The sequence below is a fragment of the Pseudomonas sp. CVAP#3 genome (assembly GCF_018986375.1).
GTDB classification, from domain to species: Bacteria; Pseudomonadota; Gammaproteobacteria; order Pseudomonadales; family Pseudomonadaceae; genus Aquipseudomonas; species Aquipseudomonas helvetica.
In genome coordinates, this window is record NZ_JAHMSC010000007.1 from 192,995 (window position 1) to 210,912 (window position 17,918).

The window sequence follows — 17,918 nt, forward strand, 5'->3', positions numbered from 1 at the left end:
CGGGATAAACCAGCTATAATTGAAATGACTGATCCACCAATGGAGCAATCAACATGGAACTTCTGAACGACATGGCGTTGTTCGTCGAGGTCGTCAAAGCCCACAGTTTTCGCAGGGCCGCAGAAGCGATGGCGATGCCCAATTCGACCTTGTCGCGACGCATCAGCGGGCTTGAAAAGGCCATCGGCTTGAGGCTATTGCACCGCACCACGCGCAAGATCGAATTGACCGAAGCAGGGCAGTTGTACTTTGACCGATGCAAGCGAATCGTTGACGAAGCGAGGTTGGCACACGAACAGCTGGGTGAAATGCTTGCGCATCCAAGTGGTCTTTTGCGTGCATCACTACCTGTGGACTTCGCCAATATTTACCTGGCGCCGCTCATCGCCGAGTTCGCCCGACGGTATCCTGGCATCAGCTTTGAATTCGACCTCACACCGCGCCAGGTCGACCTGGTAAGCGAACCCGTCGATGTAGTCATCCGCATGGGCGAACCGGCAGACTCAAATCTGATTGCGCGAAAACTCGCGATCCTCTCTCGTCGCTTGTACGCCTCGCCTCGTTATCTGGAACTCAATGGAGCGCCCAGCAACCCGTCTGAGCTGGTACACCACGAATGCCTGCGATTGCGAAAGGCTGGCAAGTGGCAGCTCTTCCATTCTGGTGAAGTGGTTGAAGTTGAGGTAGGTGGACGGTTTCAACTCAATAGCGTCGGGATGCTTCGGCGCTTGGCGACACTGGATCTGGGGATCGCCCTGCTGCCTGAAGGCATTGCCGCGGACGATCTGCGCACTGGCTTGCTGCAGCCGGTTCTGCCCCAATGGCACGCCAATCCGATCCCGGTGTATGCCCTCACTGAAACCCGTCTTTTGCCCGCAAAAACACAACGCTTCATTGAGTTTCTGCGTGAGCACCTTGAGCACGCTTGACTGTCTGATTCCGGCCAGTGCTGAGCCAATAAAGGCCACCTATGGCTGTCGCGCCGATCAGCACGGGAAGCGCCAGCCAATGGAAGAAAACCGGTGATGTGCCTGTTATGGAAATAAACCAGGCACCCAGCATCGAGCCGACAATCGAACCGCAACGGCCGACGGCCATTGCCCAACTCACCCCGGTTGCGCGGGCAGCGGTGGGGTACAAGGTGGCGGATACCAGGTTGAGTCCATTTTGAGCGCCGGCCACACCGAAACCGATGAGAAATACCATGATGGCCAGATGGTAGGGATTACTCATCAGGTAGCCCGTGACCGCAATGACTACAGCCGTCCCTGAGTAAGAGAGCGCCAGCACGGGGTAAGGTCCGACGCGATCCATCAGCAGGGCCATGAGAATGGCACCGATGGTACCGCCCAGTGGCACCATGGCGCCAATGCGCGAAGCGTAAGCGATATCGTAGCCGACCTCTTTGAGCAGGGTAGGCAGCCAGCTGGTCAGCAGGTAGAACACAAAGAGCGAGCAGAAGAAAGTCACCCACAGCAGCAGTGTTCGGACCAATCGGCCGTCGATGAACAGGTGTGAGATTGGCGACCTGACCTGAGTCGACCGCTCATCATCAAGGATCGTTACACCGCTCCAGCTCTTTGCGGTAATGCGTTCGACCACCCGGCGCAAGGCGTCGGTGTGCTTGGCCGAGGACGCCATGAACCGAACCGACTCAGGCATTAGCCACGCTAGCAGTGGCAGTACCGCCAGCGGCATGACGCCACCGAACACCAGCACAGAACGCCAACCGAATGCAGGAATCATGTGTGCCGCGAGCATACCGCCTAAGGCAAGGCCAGCTGTGAAGCCACTCCAACTCAAGGTCACCATGATCATGCGCCGGCGGGCAGGGGAATACTCGGCGCTCAAGGCGATGCAAGCCGGCATCGCGCCACCCAGGCCGAGGCCGGTGATGAAGCGCAGAACCGTAAGCGACTCGATCGAATGGGTATAGGCGCTGGCCAGGGTGGCGAGACCAAACACCAACACCGAAATCAGTAAAACGCTTTTGCGCCCGATGGCATCGGCGACCGGGCCCAGGATCAGACTGCCAACCATCAGGCCGAACAGTCCGGTCCCGAAAACCGCCGACAACTGGGCAGGCAACAACCCCCATTCCTCGCGCAGTGACGGGGCGATGTAACCAATGGCAGCGGTATCGAAACCATCCATCAGGACGATGAGGAAGCACAGGGCGAGGATAACGATCTGGTACGGCGAGATCTTGGCGTTGTCGATGATCTCGCCAATTCGGGCGTTGTCAGGGTTCATGCGGCTACCTTCCGTTTTTTATTTTTTTATGTGGACGGGATCGTCGCCAAGCGCTTTAAATAAAGGAAGCCAATTCTAATTATTCCAACTATCTGGTTTCGTTATATCCATGCGCACCGACCTTAATCTGCTTCGTGTCCTGCTAGCCGTTTATGAAACTGGCAATGTCACTGCGGCGGCGAAGCGGCTAGGCATCAGCCAACCCGCAACCAGTGCTGCACTGGCCCGCCTGCGCCACTCATTGGGAGACCCTCTGTTCATTCGTTCGGGCAACCTGATGGAGGCGACGCCGCGGGCGCAAGGCATCATTGAGCGCACCCGCGAAGTGATCGAGATCATCGACCGGGACATCCTCAGCGGCCCGACCTTCGACCCTGCTACGAGCGAGCAGGAGTTCGTCTTTTGCCTGAGCGAAGTGGGTGAAGTGGTCTTTCTACCTGCGCTATTTCAGAGCCTGCGCAGCGCGGCGCCGCATACGCGCATACGAACCGTCAGCCTGGCACCCGATGAGCTTGTGGAGAACCTGCATGAAGGCCGGGTCGATGCAGTGCTCGGCTATTTTCCCGACCTCACAACCCCCAACATCTATCAGCAGCGGTTGTTCTCTCATGACCTGGTCTGTCTGATACGCCTCGATCACCCTCTGGCAGGGGAACGTCTGTCCCTGGAAGATTTCAGCAGGCTGGAGCATCTGCAGGTACGTGATGGCAGCCGTCGCCAGGAAATGTTCGAAGCCCACTTGGCCAAGGCAGGCATCCACCGCAACATCGTGCTGCAGACGTCTCACTACATGAGTGTGCCATCGATCATCGAACGCTCCGATTTGATCGTGGTGTTGCCACGGACCGTTGCCAACATGTACACGCATAATCTGAATGTGCGAATGGTCGAGCCTCCCTTGGACATCCCACGCTACGACCTCAAGCAGTACTGGCATGCGCGTTTTCACGAGGCCCCCAGAAGCGTCTGGCTGCGGCGCTTGATCATGTCAGTGTTCAATGGGTGACGTACCTGGAAAACCGGTGTGGTTAGATCCGGAATAAAACCGCCTCTTGAATTTCTGCCCTTGCCTGTCATCTCCCTTATAGACCCTTTCACCATGATTGTTGCTTGAGAGCAACAGTCCTTGGTGATTTCCGTGCCTAGTCAATAAGTAGTGGTCTACCTACAGTTCGCCCAACTCATTAACCGCCACGACTGATCGGGTGTGTTACTGCAAGCTGTTCTTATAAAAACAAGCAGGAGAAATGGGATGCTTAAGAGTAATCGTCTGCAGGGTAAAGTTTGCATTATTACAGGTACGGGCGGATCCATGGGGCGAGCCTCGGCATTAATGTTCGCGCAACAAGGTGCCAAAGTAGTGGGGTGTGACATCTATCATGAGGCGGCTCAAGAGACAGTAGATGCAGTGAAGTCTATAGGTGGGGATATGGTTTCCCTGAACAATTGCGATTTGACGGACCCTGCCAACTGCGCACGCTTGGTGGAGTTGGCTGTTTCGGAATTCGGACGCGTCGATGTGTTATTCAATAATGCGGCGATGGCTTACTTTGGTTGGATCGATCAGATATCAGACGATGACTGGCATCGAACTATCAATCAGGAACTGAATCTGGTTTTCCATCTCGTGCGTGCAGCCTGGCCGGAGTTAATCAAGTCTCCGGGCGCTTCCATAATTAACACGGCTTCGGTTTCGGCGTGGTCGACCTACCGCATGCTCCCTGGAATCGCGCATAGCGCGGCCAAAGGGGCAGTGCTTTCCATGACTCGCCAACTGGCGTTGGAAGGCCGGGTCCATGGCTTGCGCGCCAACAGCATTTCCCCGGGGTTGATTGAGTCCAATCAAACAATCCCCTTGCTGCAGGATCCCGAGTGGGCTGAAACGATGGTAGGCAAGGTGATGCTGGGACGTTTGGGTAAGCCCGAAGAAGTCGCGGCCACCGCTTTGTTCCTGGCTTCTGATGAAAGCTCTTTCATAACGGGTACTGATATTCGGGTCGATGGTGGTACCACTGCCTGGTAACTCTACCTGACACGAAACCTAACTATTCAATTGGGCCTGCCTGAAACAAGGTGGGTTCTATTGCCTTGCAAACAATAAATACCCCTAAGAGGCACGCTCTATTATTGTCGTGAGGCGTTACATCGGTTGTTCTGTTTGCCCGCATGAATCTTCGTAATCAAAATAATAATCCATACGAGATCATCCTTATGTTGCGCGTAAAAACCTTGCTGCTCAGCAAAAGTTCTCCCTTGCTTTGCACGGCCGCCATGCTGCTGACCTGCGCCCAAACTCACGCTACGGAAAATAATGGAACCGCTTACCCGCTCGGTCTTGATACCGTATTGGCTGGGCGAATGCCGCCACCAGGGTTAACAACCTTTTTTTACAGCTCCGCTTACGAGTCTAATGAACTAAAGGGATCTGATGGACACAGCATGACCGGGATTGAAGACTTCAAACTCAGTTATCAGTCACTCGCGGTATGTCTGGACTACGTCTATTCCGACTTCACCTTATGGGGAGCGACGCTAGCCAGTCGTGCAGCCTTACCCTACATAAAAGGGCAGGTGAGTTTTTATACAGAAACACCCCAAGGGCGCGTTCGGAACAGTGGCAAGGATGAAGGCTTCGCCGATTTGGCGTTTACACCACTGTTTCTCGGTTGGAATTCGCCACGTTTTCATCAGATGTTGGGCGTTGATTTATACGCACCCACGGCATCGTATGACAAGGATCGGCTCTTTAATGTGGGAACCAATGTGTGGTCCTACTCGCCGTGGTACTCCTTCACGGCGAACCCTATAGAAGAGGTGGAGATAAGCGCCAAGATTCTCTACATGATCAACGACAATAATCGTGCGACGGATTACAGGTCGGGGCGCGAGCTTAATGCTGACTACCATCTTGGCTACAGTTTGAACAAGAATTGGCAGATTGGTGTAAGTGGATATTTGTACAAGCAGGTGAGCGATGATGAAAGTCACGGTGAGTCGGTAGGGGAGGACGGCAATCGAGGTCAAATCGTTGCTTATGGCCCTGTTGTGAAATATCAAACTCCTGAATTTGGTGTACTGATGAAGTGGCAGCATGAAACGCTTGTCGAAAACAGGGCTCGCGGCGAACGGCTCTGGCTCCAGGCGGTCATGCGATTTTAAGCCTGATCTATAGGTTTCATCTGCTGAGCAGGGGCGCCAGTCATAGCCCTTGCATACCCTTCCACCGTGATTAGTGCGTGAGCACAACAGTCCTTGGTGATTTTATCGTCTAGTCGATACCAGGCGTCTCATTTATGTTCTGGTTATTAGATAACTCAGGCGGGCTTTGGGATGCTGCAAAAGGAACACTTCAAAACGCTAACCGGCTTCGGCTCCGTGCACGGCGTACCAAGGCTGCCAACGGGTTTTACTGACGTCTTCGAAAGCTATGAGATCGCTGCTAACGGCGTGAAACTGCACGCCGTCATTGGCGGGCAGGGCAAGCCGCTGTTACTGCTGGGGGGGTGGCCACAAAACTGGTTTGCGTGGCGTTACCTGATGCTGCCGCTGGCTCGCACGTTCACTGTGATCGCCGTCGATCCGCGGGGCGTCGGGCTCTCGGAAAAAGCCCAGGAGGGTTATGACTCACGAACCCTGGCCCAGGACATGTTTGGGTTGATGGACGCCTTGGGGCACGAGTCCTTCGCCATGGCCGGCCATGACATCGGCATGTGGACCGGTTATGCCATGGCACACGATCAACCCGACCGGATCGAGCGCATTGCGTTGGGCGAGGCGCTTATTCCAGGCGTATCGGCTTCTCCGCCATTGCTGCCTGACCACCGCTGGCTCAGTGATTTTCTCTGGCATTTCAACTTCAATCGGGCGCTTGGCATTAATGAGCAACTGGTCAGTGGTCGCGAAGAGCTCTACTTCGGTCACCAATTCGCGACCAAGGCAGGCTCGCCAGAGGCGGTGCCTCGTTACGCGGTTGACTTCTACGTCGAACAACTCAAGCGCGATCCGCAAGCCCTGCGGGCCAGCTTCGACTATTACCGAGCAATTGATCAGTCGATTCCACAGAACCAAGAGCGCAAAGCAACTCGCCTGACCTTGCCGGTGCTGGCGTTTTCGGGTGCGCTTGCCTGTGGCGACAGCGTCGAGGCGGAGTTGCGCACGGTCGCTTCCCATGTCGAATCCGTGGTCATTCCGGATTGCGGTCACTATCCGGCGGAGGAGCGTCCCGAAGCATTGTTGGCCGCGTTAGAGACGTTTTTCGCGCCTTATGCAAGATAACCCTATTGTCGTCCGGCGCGAGAGGGTGAAGCCACACCCATCTCACTATCGCGCATTGAACGATACCACCAGTACCAGAGGCTTTCGCCATGTCTGCCGTTATCGCCCAGCTTAGTCGCGCCAACCTGGGCGGCCATTTCCACGGTTACGGTCTGCGCACCGATCCAGAGTTGATTTCCCCCTTCATCGGGGTTGACCACTACTGGATGAGCGCGCCGACCTTTGCGCCACACCACCATGCCGGCATTTCGGCACTGTCCTACCTGCTTCTTGATTCCGAGACGGGGATGGCCAACCGCGACTCGATCGGCACCCAGAACGTGATTCAACCAGGGGGCCTGCACTGGACCACCGCCGGCCGTGGCGTGGCGCACGAGGAGGTCCCGGCAGAAACCGGCAAAACGGTTCACGGACTGCAGATATTCGTCGCTCTCGCTCCATCGCACAGGGACATCGCTCCGTTCCCGCTGATACTTGAAGCGCAGGATGTGCCGGTCGTGCAGGAGCCAGGTGCTAACGTGCGGGTACCGTTGGGGAGCTATCGTGAAGTTCGCTCCCCACTGAGTCCTCCGACCGAGGTAACGATGCTCGATATTGCTCTGGAGGAGGGTGCCGAGCTGAGTGTGCCGATTGCCGCAGGCCACAGCATGTTCGTCATGCCAATCGACGGCACGGTCGAGGTGGCGACCCAGCGCTTCGATCGCGAGGACCTCAAACTTCCGGTGTTCCCGGCGCAAGATGCTCCACACAAGGTCAAGTTGAGAGCCCCGCTGGGCCGTGCCAACGTCGTGCTTTTCAGTGGACCTCCACTACCCTTTGTTTGACCCACCAACGAAACGAGGATCTGTACTATGGCTGCCGTACGATTCACTGCAGAGAACGCCGCGTTGTTGCTGATCGACCATCAGGTCGGCACGATGCAACTGATCAAAAACATAGACCGTGAGTTTGCCGCCAAGCAGTCGATTGCGCTGGCGAAGATGGCGAAGATCCTCAACATGCCGGTCGTGATTACGTCTAGCCAGGAAGATCAGGCCCAAGGCCCGATTCTCCCGGAAATCGCCAAGGTGCTTCCGGAAGCGCACGCGGCACGGATCAAGCGTCCCGGTGTGGTTAATGCCTGGGAATACGCCGACTTCCGCAATGCGGTGCTTGCCACTGGGCGCAAGCATCTGATCATGGCCGGTGTGACCACCGATGTTTGTCTTATCTTTCCGGCAATCGATGCTGCGCTCGAAGGCTTTGCCGTCCAGGCCGTGCTGGATGCTTCGGGCTCGCCCAGCGATCTTTCCGAAGAGTTCGCCCGTCAACGAATGCACGATGCCGGCGTCGTGCTTACCGCCACCAATACGCTCATGGCAGAAATCGGGCAGGATTGGTCCACACCTAACGGACAGCAACTGATTGGCTTGTTGTTCACCGACGTATTCCCGGCCCTGGGTGCCGGCATCCAGTAAAACTGCGATCCTGTCGCGCTGCTCGAAGTGCATGGCTCTTCGGGCAACGCGACGGTTCCCAGATCAGTAGGCTGCCGCATAGCGAAGATATTCGGCGCTGATCCGGTTTGAATGGGTGACCAGCCCGCGGACGAAGGGTAATCGTGTTTCCTCATAGCGGGCCAGCACGGCGGCAACGGGTTCGTCTGCGCCTCGATCTGCGAGCATTCGAGCCAGCACCGCCGCATCTTCCACGCCGGTCAGGAAGCCTCGCCCGGTCATCGGTGAAACGACGTGGGCAGCGTCCCCGATGATGGCCAGTGCACCTCGCGCCAACCGCTGTGGTTTGTACTCCGCAATCGGAGCCCCGCTCAATACATTCACTGAGCGCACGCCGACGGTCACCGCCTCCGCCCATGTCGCAGGCCAGACCTGTGGGACCAGGGCGACCAAGCCAGACCTGACGTCTTCATCGATCGTCCCACGTCCAAGTGTGCCCACGATGTGGCCATCGGCAGTCAGGCAGCTGGTGCGACGGAGCAAAGCTTCCTGATGCACATCGAACCATGCGAATGTGATTTGACGCTGACCTGGCTCCATCGAGCCGTCGCGACCAGGAAGTACTGCTGCAACCAGACGATATCCGCCCACGAACTCAATCCATAGGCCTCCATCCGACGGCCAAGGGACGGGACGCGTGAGCATTCGCTCCTCGACCAGTCCACGCCACACGAGATAACCGGCGTAGCGGGCAAGCGGTGCATCTGGCGTGACCACCTGGCGAACGATGCTGCGATATCCGTCCGCACCGATCACTGCCGCGGCAACCCTCTGCGTTCCGTCGGTAAAGGAGAGTTTTGCCTGATCGCCAAGGTCTGCGACCGAGGTGACGGCTTTGCCTTCTTCGAGGACGATGCCTGGTGTTGCGAGAGCCCGGTCTCGTAGCCAGTTGTAAAGCGCGGGCCAGGTCGTCAGTTCGCGATAAGCGGGGACCACGGGCAAAATGGGCGCAGCACGTGGATCATGGCCAACCGTCGTCGCGACCAGCTCCAGATCGATACTCAGGCTGTCTCCACCGTGCACGCGACCAACAGACCGCTCAACGACACGAACGGGCACGCCCCTGGTCGCGCAAGCGAGCGCAAGCGTAAGACCGGCAAGGGATCCGCCGACAATAATGATTTCCGGGTGTGTAGTGTTCATCGCGAGTAAGCACTCATAGCGTCAACATTCGTGAAAATATTCCGGTTCATCTAAAAGTCTTCTGCGTGACTGAAATGATGAGCGCGATCATCGCCACGCCGATCACGACCCAAAAGTATTCCACGCTGGCGACCAAGGTCGATTGCTGCTGCAGCATTTGTGCGTGCATTGCCACCGAGATTTGATTCGCTGTCGTGGCACCTACTTCGGATGACAGTGCTTGCGCCAGCTGTTGAGTCTGGTCCACATAGAGAGGGTCGCTGGCGCTGAAATGCACGTTGAGGTTGTTGTATTGCGTGGTAGTGCGCCATTGCAGAAACAGTGTGGCGGCCGTGGTGCCAATCGCCATGGCTATCTGTCCCATCATGTTTTTGATCTGGTAGGCATGCGCGAAGAGCTTCTCCTCTTGCATCACATCCCGAAAGGTTTGCATCGCGGCCGTCGACATGACCAACATCACAAAGCAGCCATTGAGAATCAATGCCGGGAGAATGTTCGACCACATATTGGCGCTGGGCGTCAGCGAGGACAGCAGCCAGCCAAAGCCACCCAGTGCAATGAATCCCAGAATGAAGAACTTCTTAGGGGCAGGGTACTTTGGAAGGAGAGTGGACATGATGACCCAGGTGGCAAGAGTGCCAGTCAGTCCGATGGCCTGGAATGTACCGATGGTATCCCAGGAGTAGCCCAGTCCTGTTTGCAGGAAGTACGGCAAGATGTAGTTATTGGCGCCCAGTACAACGTAGGCGTAGCAAAACAGCGCCACGCCCTGGAGGTAACGAGGCTGCATCAAGTCTCTGACCTTCAGGAAGGGCTTTGCCTTGTTGTGTTCGGCGTGGAAGAAGGTGTACACGCCCAGTGCTGCCAATAGTGCGCAACCGACGAGGATGAAGGTGTCGTTATAAAAGTCGTAGTAGGACCGCTGTAAAATGTAGAGCAGAAAGAAACTACTGACCGACAACAAGAGAATGCTTGCCAGGCTTGAGGGGGTTCGGTCCTCCTCAGGGGTAGGGCTCGTGGGCAGAAAACGCACGCAAAGTGCTGCTGCAACCAGAGCGCCGGCGATCAGTATCCAGAAGATTGCATGCCAGGTATTTTCGGCAACCACCAACGACGAGATAAAAGGCGCCGCCGCCGTCCCACCAGCGAGCCCGGTGGCAAATACTTTGATTCCCGTAAACCGGCCTGGGCCAGGGGGAAGCAGGTTGATCATGAGGCGTGCCGAAGTCATGAACGAGGCCCCACCCAGGGCCATGACGACTCGGCCTACGGTGAAACTGGTCAAATCAACGCTCACACCACACACGAAAGCGCCCATCACGAAAATGCTGATTGAGCCGAGCATGAAATTGCGCCAGCCCAGACGCTCCGTCAACCAGTGCTGTTTCGAAATCACCACCACAGCGATACAGGCATACAGGGCGGCAACCAGACTGAATTCTTCGGGGCTGGCCTCGATTTCGCCGCGAATCGGTGCAGAGGCAAAAGCAATCATGCCAGCCTGCAAATACTCCAGCGCACAGAGCAAGCCTACAGTGAACAACAGAGCAGCGTGTTTTCTGTACATGATCCCCCCGTCAAAATTTCAGGTTTTTGGGGTCATGGTCACTACCCTCATTGGCACTGATCACGCGCTCCACAACTTCATTGGCGTCCTGAAGTTCATTCTTGAAAATCTCGGTGCTGTAAACCGGTTGCTGTGCAACGGTCTTGTTCAGGAGGGGGCGATTACGATCGGCGGTGTCGACCGAAACCCGCATGGACAAACCCAGGCGCAAGGGGTTTTGTGCTACTTCCTGCGGCCGTAAAGCGATCCTTACCGGCACCCGTTGGGTCACCTTGATCCAGTTACCAGTAGCGTTCTGGGCCGGTAGCAAGGAGAAAGCACTGCCAGTACCGGCATCCAGGCCGATAATGGTCCCGTGGAATATGACGCTGCGGCTGTAGGCATCCGCACGCAGTTCAACGGGTTGGCCAATGCGCAAGTCTTCAATCTGCGATTCCTTGAAATTGGCATTGACCCAGACTTGATCACCGGGCACTACCGACATCAGTGCGACGCCCGGATTGATTTTTTGTCCGACCTGCACAGTGCGTTTGGTGATTACGCCTGCAACCGGTGAATAGATTTGGGTGCGATGCAAAGCGATGTAAGCATCACGCAGGTTGCTTGCTGCCACCAGCACATCCGGGTGAGTACGAAGTGTGGTGTCGTCGACCATCGCGAGCCGAACGGCGAGGGCGTGTTTGGTGCCTTCAAGCCCAGCGATTGCATTTTTGAGTATGTCTGCGGTGTGACTGATCTCTTCACGAGAAACTGCACCACTCGCAGCGAGTTGGCTGCGTCGACGCACATCATCCTGAGCCTTGCGCACGTCGTTTTGACGCTGGTCCACTTCAGCCTGAAGTTGCTGGACCTGATAATACTGGGTGCGTGCCTGACGAACCGCACGGGCCAGGTTCGACTTGGCGCGCTCATACTGGATTTCGGCATCCACGGCGTTCAATGTCACCAATGGCGAGTTGGTATCGACATGATCGGTATTGTCGCCGCTGATTGCCGTCACGGTACCGCTGACTTGTGAGGTCACCTGAACAACGTTGCCGTCGACATAGGCATCATCGGTGGATTCGGAATTCAGTCTCAGCAGGTAGCCAGCGCACAAGGCAACGACCAGAAGGACTATGGCCAGGGTCAGCAGCAATGTGGGGCGGTACAAGGCTCGCGGCTGAGTGGTGGCGGCTGGGGAGGGCGTAGTAGTCATAACGTCATTTACCTGCCAAGGAGGGAGTGGCGTTGTCGGGCGCCGGGATTTCGGGCGAATAGCCGCCCCCCAAAGCCCGGCTCAGGTTCGCCTGAAGGGAAAGCGCTCTCGATTTCAGGTCTACTAGTTGGCGTTTCTCGGTCAACGTTGAGTTTTCAGTTGCCAGTACCTGCAGATAGGTTGCCAGTCCTGCTGCGTACCTTTTGTTCACCAGGTCGGCGGCGGCCTGTGCAGTGGCTACCGCTTCATTCTGCTGGGCCAAGCGTTCTTTTAACCAACGCAGGGAGGACAACTGGTCGGCGATATCGCGTATGGCATCGATAACCGTCTGGTTGTAGTTTTCGACGGCCAGATCGTAAACGGCGTCCTGGGCGTCCAGGTTCCCACGCAATCGACCGCCCTCGAAGATCGGCAGGCTTATCGCGGGTGCGAATCCCACTATGCGGCTGCTGCGTTCGCTGAAGGTATCAAAGCCAAGACTTTGCATACCGATGAAGGACGTCAGGTTAACGTCGGGATAGAAGCGAGCTTTTGCCACCTCAATTTCATGGCCTGAGGCTTCGACGCGCCAACGTTGCGCAACGACGTCTGGGCGATGACCAATCAGCTCGGCTGGGAGGTTGGTCGGCAGTGCCACGGTATCGCTGGACTGAAGATGGGGTCTTGTGATCGTCCGTCCCCGGTCAGGGCCCTTGCCCAGCAAGGAAGCCAGTTTGTTTTGGTTGAGCTCGATCGATTCCTTCAGCGCGGCAATATTGGCCCTATTGGCGGGCAGGGCGGCTTGGGACTGCTTGATATCGATCTGAGTATCCAGTTCAGCTGCAAATCGCTGCTGGGTCAGTTTCTCGATTTGCTCTTGCTGCGCCAACAGCGTTTGGGCCACATCCTGTTGCTCGTAGCCGTTCTGCAATGCAATGTAGGCCTGCACAATCGATGCAGACAGCATAAGTGCCGCCGCACGCTCATCGACTTCAAGTGCATGTCGACGGCCTACGGCCGCTTCAATGGCCGAGCGGTTTTTGCCCCAAAAGTCCAGCTCATAACCCACATTCAAGGTGGCCTGATCGACGTTCTGCCAAGTGCCCTTCGCCGGCGCAGGTGTCGTGCCGTTGGAGCTGAATCGCTCGCGGGTCGTGCTCATTGTTGCATCGACATGAGGCAGTAACTGGGCCCCTTCGATAGCTTCTAAAGCGCTGGCCTGACGCACTCGCGCCGCCGCTGATCGCAGGGTAGGGCTGCCTGCCAAGGCCTCCTTGATCAGAGCATCGAGTTGCGGGTCTTTGAAGCTGGTCCACCAGTTTTCAGTGGGCCAGACCGCCGGAGACAGCGTGACTGCACTGTCGGCAAGAGTCTCGCTGACATCGGTGGGCGCGAGCAGATGCGACTGCGGCTTCAGGTCACTGAAGGAGCATCCGGCTAGCAGGACCAACATCATCGCCAACGACGCTCGTGGGGAGAGCCGATAAGTGGATCGAACATCCGTTGTACGCTCTGGTTTAAGACTGTTCATGAGCGATATTCTCTGGCCCAGATAGGCGGGGTTATGCGATGTTTGCCATGACACTGAACGCAGCGGCCCATCTCCGGGATGTGTGGAGGGGGGCCGCTTTGATCAAAGGTTGCGCGGCGTCGCAGGGTGGCAGAACCGGAATTTGAAGTTCTGCCAGCCAGAAACGTGCTTAACCTTGCAGTGCTTCCATGAGTACCTGCACCAATTGCCCGCCTTCCGGCGTCGCCCAGCTGCCGGCGAGTTCTGCAATCAGCTGGTTGGTGCTGGTCAGCGTCACGCCGCCCTTGTCCATCCGGCGCAGGGCGATGTCATCGGCCATCACGGTCGGTGAGCCGCCACCATCGGCCACCACCTGAACTTCATACCCATCACGCACCAGGCTCAGGGCCGGGTAGACCGTGCAGACGTCATTGGTGACACCGGCAATGATCAGTTTTTTACGGCCAGTCGCTTTGACCGCGGCGGCGAAGTGTTCGTCGTCCATGGCGTTGACGATGCCCAGGCGTTGGATGCGTGAAGCGAATTCGGCAGGGAGGATCTGCTCCAGTTCACTCAGCAGCGGCCCCTGCGCGTGCTGCTCCATGCTGGAGGTCAGGACTACTGGAAGTTTCAGAATGCTGGCCGCTTTGGCGAGCATCAGCGCGTTGCGTTTGAGTTCTTCGAACGGGATGGATTTCACCCAGCCCATGGTCCCCACCTGGTGGTCGATCAACAGCAGGGCGGCATTGTCAGCACTGAATTTTTCGTACGTCATGATGATTCTCCTGGCAGTAAAGTCGGGGCACCTAACGCCCCGGATTTGGGACTATTTCGATTATTCAACGTGGTTGCAGCTTTCCGAACGCACCACGCTGATAGCCGTCAATGGCTTCAGCCAGCGTGTGCTGAGAGGCAAGCGCCAGTGGTCCTTGCCAATACACGGGTTGATTCAACGGGACACCAGAAAACAACACGGCCTTGGCGTTGCCCCTAGGTGCGCTCAACCCAACCACGCGGTCGTCACGCAGCGGTAGATTCACCGGCAGCGTGAGTTCGCTGAGATTGAAGGGAAGCCCGTCGACCATCACTTCGCCGTCAATCGGCATCACGAACGCCACATGACCTTCGGGGATCGGGACGCTGACTTCAGCGCCGTCCTCAAGAGAGATGTCCAGCACGCTCACTTCGGTGGGAACCGACAAGGGCGACGACACCTGGGCGAAACTGCCCAGTGGCACGCGCACCTTGACCCCGGGCAATCGCACCACGGGCACTTCTTGCGCTTCGAGAGTCAGTGCAAACGGCGCGTCGGCTTGGCGCTCCTGCGGTAAATTGATAAAAATTTGCAGCATGTGCACCGTCTTACCCGGCTCGGCCGGCACCTCCTCATGCACCACACCTTTACCCGCCGCCGTCCAGTGCAGCCCTCCCGGTTGAATCAGGTTGCGATTGCCCAGCGCGTCCCGGTTATCAATCCCGGTCTCGGAATCAAGAAACAGATAGGACACGGCCGAGAAACCGGCATGTGGGTGCGGTGGAAATGTTGGCCCGCTGATCCAGGCATGATCGACTGCGAGGAAGGGGTCGATAGGCTTGGCGAACTGATTTCCACGCAGGCTGAAGGCCCGGAACTGACTGCCGTGATTCATGCGCTGCAAACGTGCGATGGGTAACATGGCTGTGCTCCCTCAGACGCTTTGCGTTGCGGGCAAAGCAGGGTAGTCGATATACCCTTGCGCGCCCGGTGCGTAGAACGAGTTCTTGTCTGGAGCATTAAGCTCGGCGCCTGTGCGAAAACGCTCGGGCAGATCCGGGTTGGCGAGGAATGCACTGCCAAATACGGCAGCATCGGCGCGGCCATCAGCGATCAGGGATTCGGCGGCGTGTTGATCGAGCCCGCCACCGATCAGGTAGCTGCCGTCAAACAGTGGACGTAACAAGGCGTGGTAGTCGACATTGGCGCCGAACAGGGCGACATGCAGATAGGCGAGATTCAGCCCATACAGGTGTTCGACCAGATAGGTATAGGTTTCTTGCGGGTTGGCATCGACGATGTCGTTGAAATTCATTTCAGGCGAGATTTTGAGACCCACCCGGTCACCACCGATTTCCGTCGCAATAGCGGACAGCACGTCCAATACAAAACGCACACGGTTTTCAACCGATCCACCGTATTCATCCGTGCGCTGATTGCTGCCAGTCGAGAGGAACTGTTCAGGCAGGTAGCCCGACGCGGCATGCAACTCGACGCCGTCGAAGCCAGCTTCCATGGCCAGGCGCGCCGCTTGGCGATAGCCTTCAATGACCGAGGCAATCTCAACCACGCTCAGTGCATGGGGGGTAACGAAATCCTGAAGGCCCGTCGCGGTCCAAGTCTGGCCAGCGGGTTTGATCGCGGAAGGGGCCTGTGGCAGGGCGCCATTCGGCAGCAACGAAGGGTGCGAAATGCGACCGCTGTGCATCAACTGCATGAAAATCCGTCCGCCACGAGCATGCACGGCCTCAGTGACATGCTTCCATGCAGCGACCTGCTCGGCGGTTTCGATACCAGGGGTTCGGACATAACCCTTGCCCATTGCAATGGGGAACACGCCTTCACTGATGATCAGGCCGGCACTGGCACGCTGTGCATAGTAAGTCGCAACCAGTTCGCTTGGCACGCCGGCATCGTCGGCACGCGAACGCGTCATAGGGGCCATGACCATACGATTGGAGAGGGTGTAGCGACTGACTTGGACTTGAGAAAAGAGAGAATTCATTGTGGGGCTCCTCAGTAATGATGGAGCCATAATTGATCAATCCTGAACCGGGATAAACTGGGTTAAATTGAAATGACTGATCCACTAGTGGGGCAATGTCTCTAGTGGATTCCACGATAAGGTCAGAAAATTGAGCTGAACCTTCAGGATGGGAAGAAGTAAGAAAAAATGCAGCCTTGAATTAGACGTAACGGTCAACGTTGGGAGGCGATCAAACTCCAAAATGATGATGTGCTTGGGCTCCTATCCCTACCTAATTTTTCCGTCCTGGTTCCGGGGTAGCCAAAGCCTCGTGCTCTTCGAGATGCGACACCAAGGCGGTGCGCAATTCGAGCAGCGCATTTCGCAATCGAGCGTCTGTACGAGTCTCGCCTGACTGGGGCCTGAACTCATCAACGTGATGGAGTAAGGCTTCGCTGTCGTTTTGATTGAGGTCAAAAGCAATCATGTTGAGTCCTGAGCTTGGAGGAGGGGGGAACTCGCATTAGCAGGCGAATCCGTGACTGAGTTTTTCAAGCTCAGTCTTTACGACTTCGTATCCCTCTTCAGTGTGAGCGAGCTCCAATGGCGTACTTCCACCGAGGGTGTTTTTCGGTTGGGTCAGCCAACTGTCGGCTTTTACTTTGTTGCCAAAGACGAGCTTGGCTTGGTGTTGAATCAGCTCGATATGATTCATTTTTCTGGCTCTCCGGAGACTCGTCGGCGTTCGTTCGGTTTTAGCTGGCGGCCGAGGTCGAAGCTGGGGCCTTGGCGCAATATTCGCGAAACGCCTTGATGCCGCGTTTGATGATCAATATTGGCTTAATCATGTAGCGATAGCTGACGAACACTTTGAGCGCGAGCCAGCCCATTTGATAACTCGTCCCATAGAAACCTCCATGATGCGCGCTGGCTTGCCAAAAGCCATAGGCAATGAAAATAGTAAAAATGGCGACCATCAGAGGCAGGATGCTGAGTCGACCCAAGGACACGGCGATGAAGGGAATGGTGACCACTGACCGGACGGGTTCATTGTCGAGCTGAATGGCCCATATCCGATTCACGTTGTCTTTGCCTGGCTGGTACGTCGCTCAAATTCGGTAGCCCGCCTTTACGTGGGCGTCGAGAACGTCCGGAATTTCGAGCTTTTCGTGCTTCTTGCCGTCAATTTCCCAGTAGTGGTAGCTGATCATGTCGCCGCCGAAACCGCGCGATTTCTCGTCGATCCGGCCGTCTACGATTTGCATTTCCTTCATTTTGATCCCTGTCTTTGCGTATTGATGTGATGGCAAAAGGATATTTCTTTAGAATACTAAGGAATACTTAGTATGTCGTCAAAGCGAATCTAAGAATCTCTTAGCCTTTTGCGGCGAGAGAAATGACGATCTTCAGCACGCGTTTGAGAGAGGCGCGCAAGGCGCGAGGTTTTTCGCAAGAACGTCTGGGCATTGAGGCAGGCATTGAGCCGGCCACAGCCTCGGCGCGGATGAATCAATATGAGAAGGGGGTTCACCAGCCAGGTGAGAGCATCGTTCAGCAAATTGCGGCGGTGCTGGATCTACCCGTGGCATATTTTTATTGTGTAAACGACGATGAGGCCCATTTGCTGCAATGCTTTCATTGCTTGGAAACCGATGAGCAAAGGCAGGTGATCGATTTGGTTGAGAATCTTGCTTTGCGGAACTGATGTTTGCCACCAGAAATTATTTGGTGAGCAGCCTTAATGAGCAATAGCTTGTGGTAAAAGATTCTTTCGAGC

At 56.3% G+C, this 17,918-nt stretch carries 20 protein-coding genes; 8 read left to right on the forward strand and 12 right to left on the reverse strand.

Annotation, left to right across the window (positions count from 1 at the left end):
- The first annotated feature begins 53 nt into the window (after nucleotides 1–53).
- The gene (locus tag KRR23_RS14700; protein ID WP_216743079.1) at nucleotides 54–929 is read left to right on the forward strand and encodes a LysR family transcriptional regulator; all 876 of its coding nucleotides are present in this window, start codon (nucleotides 54–56) and stop codon (nucleotides 927–929) included.
- Here the strand turns inward: KRR23_RS14700 and KRR23_RS14705 are convergent.
- Nucleotides 892–2,253, reverse strand: a complete 1,362-nt coding sequence (locus KRR23_RS14705) for an aromatic acid/H+ symport family MFS transporter (protein ID WP_216743080.1) — start codon at nucleotides 2,251–2,253, stop codon at nucleotides 892–894. The genes KRR23_RS14700 and KRR23_RS14705 overlap by 38 nt on opposite strands.
- Nucleotides 2,254–2,362: 109 nt before the next feature.
- On the opposite strand from KRR23_RS14705, the gene KRR23_RS14710 reads away from it, so the two are divergent.
- The 6 genes from KRR23_RS14710 (at nucleotide 2,363) to KRR23_RS14735 (ending at nucleotide 7,985) form a co-directional block, all read left to right on the forward strand.
- Nucleotides 2,363–3,259, forward strand: coding sequence for a LysR family transcriptional regulator (locus KRR23_RS14710; protein WP_216743081.1), 897 nt, complete (start codon nucleotides 2,363–2,365; stop codon nucleotides 3,257–3,259).
- 246 nt (nucleotides 3,260–3,505) lie between these two features.
- Nucleotides 3,506–4,276 (forward strand): SDR family NAD(P)-dependent oxidoreductase, encoded by a 771-nt coding sequence (locus tag KRR23_RS14715; RefSeq protein WP_216743082.1) that lies wholly within the window; start codon nucleotides 3,506–3,508, stop codon nucleotides 4,274–4,276.
- A gap of 188 nt (nucleotides 4,277–4,464) precedes the next feature.
- Entirely contained in the window at nucleotides 4,465–5,412 is a 948-nt protein-coding gene (locus KRR23_RS14720) for a transporter (protein ID WP_216743173.1), read from the forward strand.
- Nucleotides 5,413–5,583: 171 nt separating this feature from the next.
- Nucleotides 5,584–6,528 (forward strand): alpha/beta fold hydrolase, encoded by a 945-nt coding sequence (locus KRR23_RS14725; protein WP_216743083.1) that lies wholly within the window; start codon nucleotides 5,584–5,586, stop codon nucleotides 6,526–6,528.
- An 89-nt stretch (nucleotides 6,529–6,617) separates the two neighbouring features.
- Nucleotides 6,618–7,352, forward strand: coding sequence for a pirin family protein (locus KRR23_RS14730; RefSeq protein WP_216743084.1), 735 nt, complete (start codon nucleotides 6,618–6,620; stop codon nucleotides 7,350–7,352).
- A 27-nt stretch (nucleotides 7,353–7,379) separates the two neighbouring features.
- On the forward strand, nucleotides 7,380–7,985 hold the full coding sequence (locus tag KRR23_RS14735) for an isochorismatase family protein (RefSeq protein WP_216743085.1): 606 nt from the start codon (nucleotides 7,380–7,382) through the stop codon (nucleotides 7,983–7,985).
- 63 nt (nucleotides 7,986–8,048) lie between these two features.
- On the opposite strand, the gene KRR23_RS14740 is transcribed toward KRR23_RS14735, so the two are convergent.
- From KRR23_RS14740 to KRR23_RS14790, 11 genes are all read right to left on the reverse strand, one after another.
- Entirely contained in the window at nucleotides 8,049–9,167 is a 1,119-nt protein-coding gene (locus KRR23_RS14740) for an FAD-dependent monooxygenase (protein ID WP_216743086.1), read from the reverse strand.
- 46 nt (nucleotides 9,168–9,213) lie between these two features.
- Complete coding sequence (locus tag KRR23_RS14745) at nucleotides 9,214–10,734, reverse strand: MFS transporter (RefSeq protein WP_216743087.1); 1,521 nt, start codon at nucleotides 10,732–10,734, stop codon at nucleotides 9,214–9,216.
- Nucleotides 10,735–10,744: 10 nt separating this feature from the next.
- Nucleotides 10,745–11,932, reverse strand: a complete 1,188-nt coding sequence (locus KRR23_RS14750; RefSeq protein ID WP_216743088.1) for an efflux RND transporter periplasmic adaptor subunit — start codon at nucleotides 11,930–11,932, stop codon at nucleotides 10,745–10,747.
- A 4-nt stretch (nucleotides 11,933–11,936) separates the two neighbouring features.
- On the reverse strand, nucleotides 11,937–13,442 hold the full coding sequence (locus tag KRR23_RS14755; protein WP_216743089.1) for an efflux transporter outer membrane subunit: 1,506 nt from the start codon (nucleotides 13,440–13,442) through the stop codon (nucleotides 11,937–11,939).
- 169 nt (nucleotides 13,443–13,611) lie between these two features.
- Complete coding sequence (locus tag KRR23_RS14760; RefSeq protein WP_216743090.1) at nucleotides 13,612–14,196, reverse strand: isochorismatase family protein; 585 nt, start codon at nucleotides 14,194–14,196, stop codon at nucleotides 13,612–13,614.
- Between the two features lie 64 nt (nucleotides 14,197–14,260).
- Nucleotides 14,261–15,097: a pirin family protein gene (locus tag KRR23_RS14765; RefSeq protein WP_216743091.1), complete on the reverse strand. Its 837-nt coding sequence runs from the start codon at nucleotides 15,095–15,097 to the stop codon at nucleotides 14,261–14,263.
- Nucleotides 15,098–15,109: 12 nt separating this feature from the next.
- Nucleotides 15,110–16,180, reverse strand: coding sequence for an alkene reductase (locus KRR23_RS14770; protein WP_216743092.1), 1,071 nt, complete (start codon nucleotides 16,178–16,180; stop codon nucleotides 15,110–15,112).
- Nucleotides 16,181–16,433: 253 nt separating this feature from the next.
- Complete coding sequence (locus KRR23_RS14775) at nucleotides 16,434–16,628, reverse strand: hypothetical protein (RefSeq protein ID WP_216743093.1); 195 nt, start codon at nucleotides 16,626–16,628, stop codon at nucleotides 16,434–16,436.
- 36 nt (nucleotides 16,629–16,664) lie between these two features.
- A complete protein-coding gene (locus KRR23_RS14780; RefSeq protein ID WP_216743094.1) occupies nucleotides 16,665–16,856 on the reverse strand; it encodes an MbcA/ParS/Xre antitoxin family protein in 192 nt (63 codons plus the stop codon).
- 40 nt (nucleotides 16,857–16,896) lie between these two features.
- The gene (locus KRR23_RS14785; protein WP_216743095.1) at nucleotides 16,897–17,175 is read right to left on the reverse strand and encodes a hypothetical protein; all 279 of its coding nucleotides are present in this window, start codon (nucleotides 17,173–17,175) and stop codon (nucleotides 16,897–16,899) included.
- Between the two features lie 75 nt (nucleotides 17,176–17,250).
- Nucleotides 17,251–17,406, reverse strand: a complete 156-nt coding sequence (locus KRR23_RS14790; RefSeq protein WP_216743096.1) for a hypothetical protein — start codon at nucleotides 17,404–17,406, stop codon at nucleotides 17,251–17,253.
- 131 nt (nucleotides 17,407–17,537) lie between these two features.
- Here KRR23_RS14790 and KRR23_RS14795 point away from each other — a divergent pair, with 131 nt between their 5' ends.
- Entirely contained in the window at nucleotides 17,538–17,846 is a 309-nt protein-coding gene (locus KRR23_RS14795) for a helix-turn-helix domain-containing protein (protein WP_216743097.1), read from the forward strand.
- Nucleotides 17,847–17,918: the final 72 nt, after the last annotated feature.

Excerpts from the sequence above, each read along its gene's own strand:
- KRR23_RS14700 (WP_216743079.1), top strand. The coding sequence starts at position 54 with ATGGAACTTCTGAACGACATGGCGTTGTTCGTCGAGGTCGTCAAAGCC.
- KRR23_RS14705 (WP_216743080.1), bottom strand. The coding sequence starts at position 2,253 with ATGAACCCTGACAACGCCCGAATTGGCGAGATCATCGACAACGCCAAG.
- KRR23_RS14710 (WP_216743081.1), top strand. The coding sequence starts at position 2,363 with ATGCGCACCGACCTTAATCTGCTTCGTGTCCTGCTAGCCGTTTATGAA.
- KRR23_RS14715 (WP_216743082.1), top strand. The coding sequence starts at position 3,506 with ATGCTTAAGAGTAATCGTCTGCAGGGTAAAGTTTGCATTATTACAGGT.
- KRR23_RS14720 (WP_216743173.1), top strand. The coding sequence starts at position 4,465 with ATGTTGCGCGTAAAAACCTTGCTGCTCAGCAAAAGTTCTCCCTTGCTT.
- KRR23_RS14725 (WP_216743083.1), top strand. The coding sequence starts at position 5,584 with ATGCTGCAAAAGGAACACTTCAAAACGCTAACCGGCTTCGGCTCCGTG.
- KRR23_RS14730 (WP_216743084.1), top strand. The coding sequence starts at position 6,618 with ATGTCTGCCGTTATCGCCCAGCTTAGTCGCGCCAACCTGGGCGGCCAT.
- KRR23_RS14735 (WP_216743085.1), top strand. The coding sequence starts at position 7,380 with ATGGCTGCCGTACGATTCACTGCAGAGAACGCCGCGTTGTTGCTGATC.
- KRR23_RS14740 (WP_216743086.1), bottom strand. The coding sequence starts at position 9,167 with ATGAACACTACACACCCGGAAATCATTATTGTCGGCGGATCCCTTGCC.
- KRR23_RS14745 (WP_216743087.1), bottom strand. The coding sequence starts at position 10,734 with ATGTACAGAAAACACGCTGCTCTGTTGTTCACTGTAGGCTTGCTCTGT.
- KRR23_RS14750 (WP_216743088.1), bottom strand. The coding sequence starts at position 11,932 with ATGACTACTACGCCCTCCCCAGCCGCCACCACTCAGCCGCGAGCCTTG.
- KRR23_RS14755 (WP_216743089.1), bottom strand. The coding sequence starts at position 13,442 with ATGAACAGTCTTAAACCAGAGCGTACAACGGATGTTCGATCCACTTAT.
- KRR23_RS14760 (WP_216743090.1), bottom strand. The coding sequence starts at position 14,196 with ATGACGTACGAAAAATTCAGTGCTGACAATGCCGCCCTGCTGTTGATC.
- KRR23_RS14765 (WP_216743091.1), bottom strand. The coding sequence starts at position 15,097 with ATGTTACCCATCGCACGTTTGCAGCGCATGAATCACGGCAGTCAGTTC.
- KRR23_RS14770 (WP_216743092.1), bottom strand. The coding sequence starts at position 16,180 with ATGAATTCTCTCTTTTCTCAAGTCCAAGTCAGTCGCTACACCCTCTCC.
- KRR23_RS14775 (WP_216743093.1), bottom strand. The coding sequence starts at position 16,628 with ATGATTGCTTTTGACCTCAATCAAAACGACAGCGAAGCCTTACTCCAT.
- KRR23_RS14780 (WP_216743094.1), bottom strand. The coding sequence starts at position 16,856 with ATGAATCATATCGAGCTGATTCAACACCAAGCCAAGCTCGTCTTTGGC.
- KRR23_RS14790 (WP_216743096.1), bottom strand. The coding sequence starts at position 17,406 with ATGCAAATCGTAGACGGCCGGATCGACGAGAAATCGCGCGGTTTCGGC.
- KRR23_RS14795 (WP_216743097.1), top strand. The coding sequence starts at position 17,538 with ATGACGATCTTCAGCACGCGTTTGAGAGAGGCGCGCAAGGCGCGAGGT.